The 6,672-nt window shown below is 59.5% G+C and carries 6 protein-coding genes; 4 read left to right on the plus strand and 2 right to left on the minus strand.

Translation table 11 applies throughout. The features are described from left to right. The first annotated feature begins 24 nt into the window (after nucleotides 1-24). The gene (locus IVB41_RS25640) at nucleotides 25-1,428 is read left to right on the plus strand and encodes an amidase (protein WP_027568063.1); all 1,404 of its coding nucleotides are present in this window, start codon (nucleotides 25-27) and stop codon (nucleotides 1,426-1,428) included. Between the two features lie 112 nt (nucleotides 1,429-1,540). Here the strand turns inward: IVB41_RS25640 and IVB41_RS25645 are convergent, their stop codons facing one another. Further along, nucleotides 1,541-1,789 (minus strand): hypothetical protein, encoded by a 249-nt coding sequence (locus IVB41_RS25645; RefSeq protein WP_155809774.1) that lies wholly within the window; start codon nucleotides 1,787-1,789, stop codon nucleotides 1,541-1,543. 1,260 nt (nucleotides 1,790-3,049) lie between these two features. On the opposite strand from IVB41_RS25645, the gene IVB41_RS25650 reads away from it, so the two are divergent. The 3 genes from IVB41_RS25650 (at nucleotide 3,050) to IVB41_RS25660 (ending at nucleotide 4,865) form a co-directional block, all read left to right on the plus strand. Next, nucleotides 3,050-3,262, plus strand: coding sequence for a hypothetical protein (locus IVB41_RS25650; protein ID WP_027568062.1), 213 nt, complete (start codon nucleotides 3,050-3,052; stop codon nucleotides 3,260-3,262). A 773-nt stretch (nucleotides 3,263-4,035) separates the two neighbouring features. After that, complete coding sequence (locus IVB41_RS25655; RefSeq protein WP_027568061.1) at nucleotides 4,036-4,278, plus strand: DUF3551 domain-containing protein; 243 nt, start codon at nucleotides 4,036-4,038, stop codon at nucleotides 4,276-4,278. 422 nt (nucleotides 4,279-4,700) lie between these two features. Next, complete coding sequence (locus IVB41_RS25660) at nucleotides 4,701-4,865, plus strand: hypothetical protein (protein ID WP_197031154.1); 165 nt, start codon at nucleotides 4,701-4,703, stop codon at nucleotides 4,863-4,865. Nucleotides 4,866-5,104: 239 nt separating this feature from the next. Here IVB41_RS25660 and ligD read toward each other — a convergent pair whose 3' ends face one another. After that, on the minus strand, nucleotides 5,105-6,040 hold the full coding sequence (gene ligD / locus IVB41_RS25665) for a non-homologous end-joining DNA ligase (protein WP_247436063.1): 936 nt from the start codon (nucleotides 6,038-6,040) through the stop codon (nucleotides 5,105-5,107). Nucleotides 6,041-6,672 lie beyond the last annotated feature (632 nt).

Below are 6,672 nucleotides of genomic sequence, written 5' to 3' on the forward strand. Positions count from 1 at the left end.
TTCCGGCAACAACAGGGCTGTCAGATGTCAGCAGATCCAATCCACTATAAGTCGATCGCCGAGCTCTCCGAGCTGTTCCGTCGCGGCGAGATGCTGTCCTCGAAAGTGACCGAGGCCATGCTGAGCCGGATCGCCAGCCTCGATGGCAAATTCCACGGCTATGCGCTCGTCCTTGCCGAGCGCGCCATGGCGCAGGCGAAGCGCTGTGACGCCGAGCTCGCCCAGGGAATCTGGCGCGGACCGCTGCACGGTGTGCCGATCGGATTGAAGGATCTCTGCTACACGACCTTTGCGCCGACGGCAGGCGGCACCACGATTCACGCCAGGTTCGTCCCGTCCTTCAACGCCACGATCGTAGACCGGCTCGAGCAGGCCGGCGCCGTTACGCTTGGCAAGCTGAAGATGACCGAGGGCGCCTACACCAGTCACCATCCGAACGATCAGGCGCCGCTCAATCCCTGGGGCGTCGATTACTGGGTCGGCTCGTCCTCGAGCGGATCGGGCGTGGCGACGTCGGCGGGGCTCTGCTTCGGCTCGATCGGCAGCGACACCGGCGGCTCGATCCGGTTTCCGTCGGCAACCTGCGGGCTGACCGGGATCAAACCGACTTGGGGACGCGTCAGCCGTCACGGCGTCTTCCCGCTGGCGGACTCGCTCGACCATGTCGGGCCGATGTGCCGGAGCGCGGCCGATGCGGCCGCCATGCTCGGCGTCATCGCAGGGGAGGATGTCAACGACCCGACGGCCCTGCAGGCGCCGGTGCCGAACTATCTCGCAGGGATCGGTGACGGGGTCCGGGGCCTGCGGATCGGCGTCGACCGCAGCTACACCCAGAATGGGATCGATCCGCAGGTCGTCGACGCGTTGCTGGAAGCCGAGCGGACGCTCGCGGCGCTGGGGGCCGATATCCGCGAGGTCAGGTTCCCGGCCTACGAGAAGCTCGTAAGCATGTGGATTCCGATGTGCTCGATCGAAACGGCGGAGGCCCACCTCGAGACCTATCCGTCGCGAAAATCGGAATATGGCCCCGATCTGGCGCAGCTGATCGAGCAGGGCAGGTCGATGAGTGGCGTCGAGATCGCGCAGATCCATCACGAGCGCTTGAAGTTCAGCGGCAGCCTCGCTGCGTTGTTCGGCGACATCGACCTGCTGCTGATTCCCACCATGCCTGTGCCGATTCCGACGCTGACCAAGATGGGCGAGTACGGCGCCGATCCGAACGTGCTGCTCAGCATCCTGCGCTTCACCGCGGTGTTCGACTTCTCGGGCAGTCCGACTATCACGCTGCCGAATGGCATGGCCTCGGATGGCCTTCCGCTCAGCATGCAACTCGTCGGCCCGCATCTGTCGGAGGATGTGCTCGCTCGCGCCGGGCATGCATTCCAGTCGGTGACGGACTGGCACACTCGGCGTGCCCCGATCGATTGAATCTCTTTCGGCCGGCTCGGGGACCGAACCACCGCTTTCGGCATCACTGACGGTATGTAAAAGATACTGTGGCGGTAAAGCGGTGACAATTTCCGCCACTTCTGTGAGCTATTCAGTTGATCGATTCCGACAGATAGTGAAATCGGCAGTTGTTCGAACGGCGCAAATTATTCGTGAGTCCAAGGTCGACCAGTTGCCGCGACTGGCGCTCGCGAAAGGAATCACGGAGAACATGACGTCGCCCGGGGTCTTCGCCAGGGCCCCCCAGCTTGTCCACAAGGTTCTTGGATGCGGTCTTCAGGTGCTGATCTTGGTGCCGCCATCGAGCCAGTGTTGTCGAGCAATAGGCGATGCGCAGCACGCTATTTCCTCAGGTCGAGGTCGAGCCAACGCTGAAACGGCGAAATCCCCCCTGAAACAGGGAGGTCTAACCTTCGTTCATTAACGAGGGGATTGCAAAATGATCACGCTTAAAGCAATTGCGCTTGTTGTCAGTGCCGGATTCATTTTCGCGATGTATTCGGGTGAGCTTGGCGCGGACGTGGTTCTAGCCGTCGTTGCTTGCCTCTCATAACGAAGGGCCCGCCATCGTGAACCGGCGCCCTGGCAAAGGCACCACCGGCCCCCGGCGGGCTCCGCGCTCCTCCGCCTTGCTCAGCTTTGCTCAGCTTTGCTTCCCATGCATGCAAGCCCTCACAAACTCTCGCTTTGCGCGCCCTTGCCCTTTACCCCTCCCGCCTGCACTCGAAAAGCCACGTTCGGTAGCGAGCTGCTGGCATTTTTCCAATTTTTGAGGGTTGCGAGGTCCGCCCTGCTGAGCCTGTACAGCGCCACCGACCAAAACCAGAGCAACGGAAGCAACTAAAATCGGCCTAATCATCGCGAGTCTCCTCAGCTGCTTTAAATCAATCGATTAATGGCGCACCCCTTGGCATCGCGGTCAACCACTGCGGCGTGGACTTAAAATCGCTTTTGGATTGTAACATGCTGTAGCCCGCCGGACAGACCGACGGACTCGCGACGAAACCTTTTTTCCGCCTCAAGAAGCAGTCCGGAAACAAGCTGGGTCTAGCTTTTCCTTATAGGCCAACGGGGATTCGGTCATGTGGTGCTCATTGAAAATCTGTATCGGGATTACTGCCTGACGCGGTTGAACGGAGATTCGCAGATACGAACTCAGCCACTAGGCAAAGAAAAGCCCGCCGACCTTGGGAGCCGGCGGGAGTTTTGAGGTGGCGAGAGGCGGACACCTATCGCTCTGGTCTGTTTATCACCGCAGCCGGGGCGCGCGAACGTGGCCTTCAATTCATCCTTAACGCCGCGTGCCTAGATTCGCGCTGGGACGGGGCCGTGGGGGACATACGCGGCCTAGCTCAGAGGTGAAGGTCCGCCAGCTCAGCCAGCCCCGGCGGGCCTTCCCTCACGCGTTAAATACGATTCCAAAGTGTGATCTAGATGACATTGTGCGTCGGCACAGGTGTTGTACGTTTCTGGTCACCGGGGCTGGCTCCATATTCTACTTAGATCGTTTTCACCCGGATTTTTAGACAACGAGGCCGCAGCGGTCCCCCCGCTGCGGCCTCCGTGCCGATCGTCCTGATTGCCCATAATGGACAGCATTATGCCTAAGGAAAATTGTTTGATCGTTGTTGCCGCGGGCCGACAATTGGACTTGCTGCGCGGTGAAGCGTCGCGCATCGCAAAGGGAGCCAAAGCCGATTGGTGGATTGATCGTGCCGAGGTCGGAACGCGCTTTTGCTTTGAAGATGCTAAGGCAAAGGAGTCATTCGCACTCACTTGCGACAGCTTCGGCATTCCTTGCAAAGACGGGTAAACGAGAGGCCCGCCGAGCAGAGGCGACGAAACCATTTCACCGCCTCAAGAAGCAGTCCGGAAACAAGCTGGGTCTAGTTTTGCCTCATAGGCTAACGGGAATTTGGGTCATGTGGTCACTTATTGAAGACCTTTATCGGGACTACTGCCTGGCTCGACTGCAGGAGATGCGTAGGTCGGAGCCGACCCACTAGGGCCAACATAGGCAGGATCGGATTGTAGCCGTTGCTGCCTATGCAGCCGACCAGAATTGGAATCATGGACGCTACACCGGCAGTACCGTATCTGTGCTGCGTCACGTGCGACGTTCGCTCGGTTTGTGAGTGTCGAGGGCGGTAGGCTGCAGCAACCAGCGGCCCACTATTTGCGCGGTTTGAGTACAAAATCAGCGGCACCGTCACGTGAGACGCACGTTTCAGTGATGTGGGTCCATGGCGTGACACCTAGCGCCCCCGGTTCTAGCCTCAGGCCATCCATGCGCAGCCCTTGTCGTAACTGGCTTGTCGCAACCAGATGATCCGGTCGCTTGTTTTCATATACCACGAAGCCCCGCCAGCAACGTTAGCCGCTGTTGGTTGAGCGCGCCGACGGGGTCTACCGCCTTGGCGGAAGCAGGCCGGCATGCTCGACAGCATTCGCGGGGAAAGTGGTTTAAGACGGTTGGCTGGTGAAGCAGAACGCTGACCCTCGATGCCAGCTAGCGGCAGCCATCACCCCTTAGGAACGCAGGACTTCGCCTCCGGTTGACCGACATCAACCAAAGGAAAACCCCTCATGATGAAACTCTCGATCGCATCGGCCGCGCTGATTGCTGGCGGCCTTCTTGTTTCCTCCGCGCCCGCCGCGCAGGCCCAGGAGTATCGCTGGTGCGTCCAGGGCAAGGGCGTAGGCTATCCCGGCGACTGCAGCTTCTCCACACGCGCCCAGTGCCTGGCGTCGGCATCCGGCCGGAACGTCGATTGCGGCATCAATCCTAGGACGGCGTACGGCCGACAGGAGCGTCGCGGCTGGCGGTAAGCCCGAAAGGGGCACCCGGCGCCTGACTATCAGTCTTAAAGGTTTGGCAAGAGAACAGGATGAGCGACCGCACAGGTAACGAACCCGCACCCTTGATGCTTATTGGCGTGGCGGTCATTCCAATCATCGCGGTGCTCGCCTGGTTCGCGCTCTGATTTGACCCGTTTGATAAAGAGCCCATGGGCAAGGGCACAAGGAACTCCTTACGCACCTCAAGAATTATGCATTTGGCGGCGCCACTAAGGGCGGATGTCCCCCTGGGCGCGGCAAAGACTCTCGGTCCAACTCCGGGAGTCTTCTGCCTTGATCGTCGACAGCGTCCTTTGTCGGAGTAAGCGTATGCGTTCCTCGCCCTCGATTGTGCCGGCTGATCGCCTCGACCGCGACATCTACCTTGTCCTTGAAGACTTCGGCGCCGTGGCATGACGTTCCGGGAGGGCAAGCCGGAAGGCCCTGCTCCGCAAAACGAGCGCGACCACTTCATTCGCTGTACGATCTGCGGCGAGATGATCGACATGCGCGACCTCGGCGAGGTGATGGATCACTTGCACGGGCAGGATGTCCTGGAGGAGCCGCAGCAGCATTAGGTGTAACGATGGCGGGTTGCGTTTGCTGCGACGATACGCATTGGGTATGCGGAGAACCACTCCGACCGGCCCGACTGCTTGTGGTTGCGGCGGAGCCGGAGAGCCCTGCCCGTTTGCAACAACGCCGGACCGAACGAACTCCCTATACTGCCGAAAGGCTTTGAGACCAGCTTTACCGCGACCGAGATCATGCGGCCGTTGCTAAGGAAGAAGCCATCTCGCGGGCCGAAGACATAGGCTCAATCTTTGCGGCGTTTCGCCGTCCCTAATCCCTTGAAGGAACTCGCCCGCAGCAATCCTTCGGATGTGATGTCCCGGTACTCCACATCGGCGTAGAACTTCGGTTCAACCCATGTCGCCTTCGGCTTCCTGATAGACTTGGTGAGCTTTTGCTTCGGGCTTACTACCGTGTCGAGTGCGTCCCTTATCTTTCGCGAAGTCGTTCGGCTCCAACCTGTCCCGACCTTGCCCATATATCGAAGCTCTTTGCCTTCCTGTTTGCCCAGGTAGAGGGCGGCGACGCCGGTCGGATCCTTGATGAAACCGACGACCGGGAATTTTTCTCGCTGAACAGTTTTGACTTTTTGCCAGGCCTCAACCCGCTCGGACCTGTAGGGCGCGTCCACCTGCTTTGAGACGATACCCTCGTAGTTCAGCTTAATTGCCGCCTCGAACAGCGCCCCCCCGTCCCCCTCATGGTGCTCGCTATAGAGGATAGGCTGCTTCAGCTTGTGACTGTCGATCAGCTCTCTGAGAAGCTCCTTACGAGCAAGCTGGGACATTTTGCGAAGGTCTTGACCATCAAGCCATAGGAGATCGAATGCGAAGTACAGCAAACGCTCCTGGTCCCCTCTTCCGAGGTCCGCTTGCAGCTCAGAAAAGTTGGTGCGTTCCTCGTGGATGACGACGACCTCGCCGTCCACGATTGCCTGGCCGGGTATGTTGAAGGCGCCTGCAATGACAGAGAACCGGTCGACCCAGTTGTGCCCGTTTCTCGTGAATGCCTTGCGGTCACCGCCGTCCATATGGAGCTGAATGCGGTAGCCATCGTATTTGATTTCGTGAATCCATTGACCGCCTGAAGGCGCCCTAATCTTCAGGGTCGCCAACTGTGGGCTGATAAAACCCGGCATCGGGGCCGCCGGCTTGACCGGTGCCTTGGTACGCTTCGCCACTCTACACAACTCACAAAAAGCCCGCCGTCAGGACTGACAGCGGGCAGTCTATCTTCCTCAGTTCACGATTCTTCTAACTTTGGGACAGAGTGGTGTTCCACCGGCGAATACACGGATGCGTTCCAGCACAACCGCAGATGCGTTTTGGTTTGTGTTTTCGAGAACACCTCCCGAGCGGCTCGGGAACGCGGTGTGATAAAGCGTTCTCTTTGGCTCTTTGCACGCTTCCAACGGCACCAAGCGCCGGGAGCACGGCTTATTTGGCGTTCGCCGGAAATGTAATTCTAACGGCGCGTTGTGGCGGTGGGGGCAATAACCAGGAGGAAGATTGACAGCAGCCGTCCTTGTCGCCTCTGCCCTAACAGTTGGCCCCGTCATGGCCCAGCAAGCGACACCCAATCAGAACCTCCAGAATGAGGCGGACAAAGGCATAAAGACACAGAACACTGGCGCCTCTGGCAATGTCGGAAGTCAGGCCTCTCCTGGAGCAAGCGCGCACCCGCCCGGTCAACCTGGCGCGCCGGGCGCTTCAACGTAAGCGATGTTCTCAGGCCACGCGCCAGCGTTCTGGGGTAGCGAGATAGGCCCAGGGTAGCAGTTCGTCGATCTGGCTATTCGGGTGATCGTTGACG

Source organism: Bradyrhizobium sp. 44 (assembly GCF_023073095.1).
Lineage (GTDB): Bacteria > Pseudomonadota > Alphaproteobacteria > Rhizobiales > Xanthobacteraceae > Bradyrhizobium.

What these genes read in the sequence shown, in the direction of transcription:
- IVB41_RS25660 (WP_197031154.1), top strand. Translation starts at nt 4,701, where the DNA reads ATGACGTTCCGGGAGGGCAAGCCGGAAGGCCCTGCTCCGCAAAACGAG.
- IVB41_RS25650 (WP_027568062.1), top strand. Translation starts at nt 3,050, where the DNA reads ATGCCTAAGGAAAATTGTTTGATCGTTGTTGCCGCGGGCCGACAATTG.
- IVB41_RS25655 (WP_027568061.1), top strand. Translation starts at nt 4,036, where the DNA reads ATGATGAAACTCTCGATCGCATCGGCCGCGCTGATTGCTGGCGGCCTT.
- IVB41_RS25640 (WP_027568063.1), top strand. Translation starts at nt 25, where the DNA reads ATGTCAGCAGATCCAATCCACTATAAGTCGATCGCCGAGCTCTCCGAG.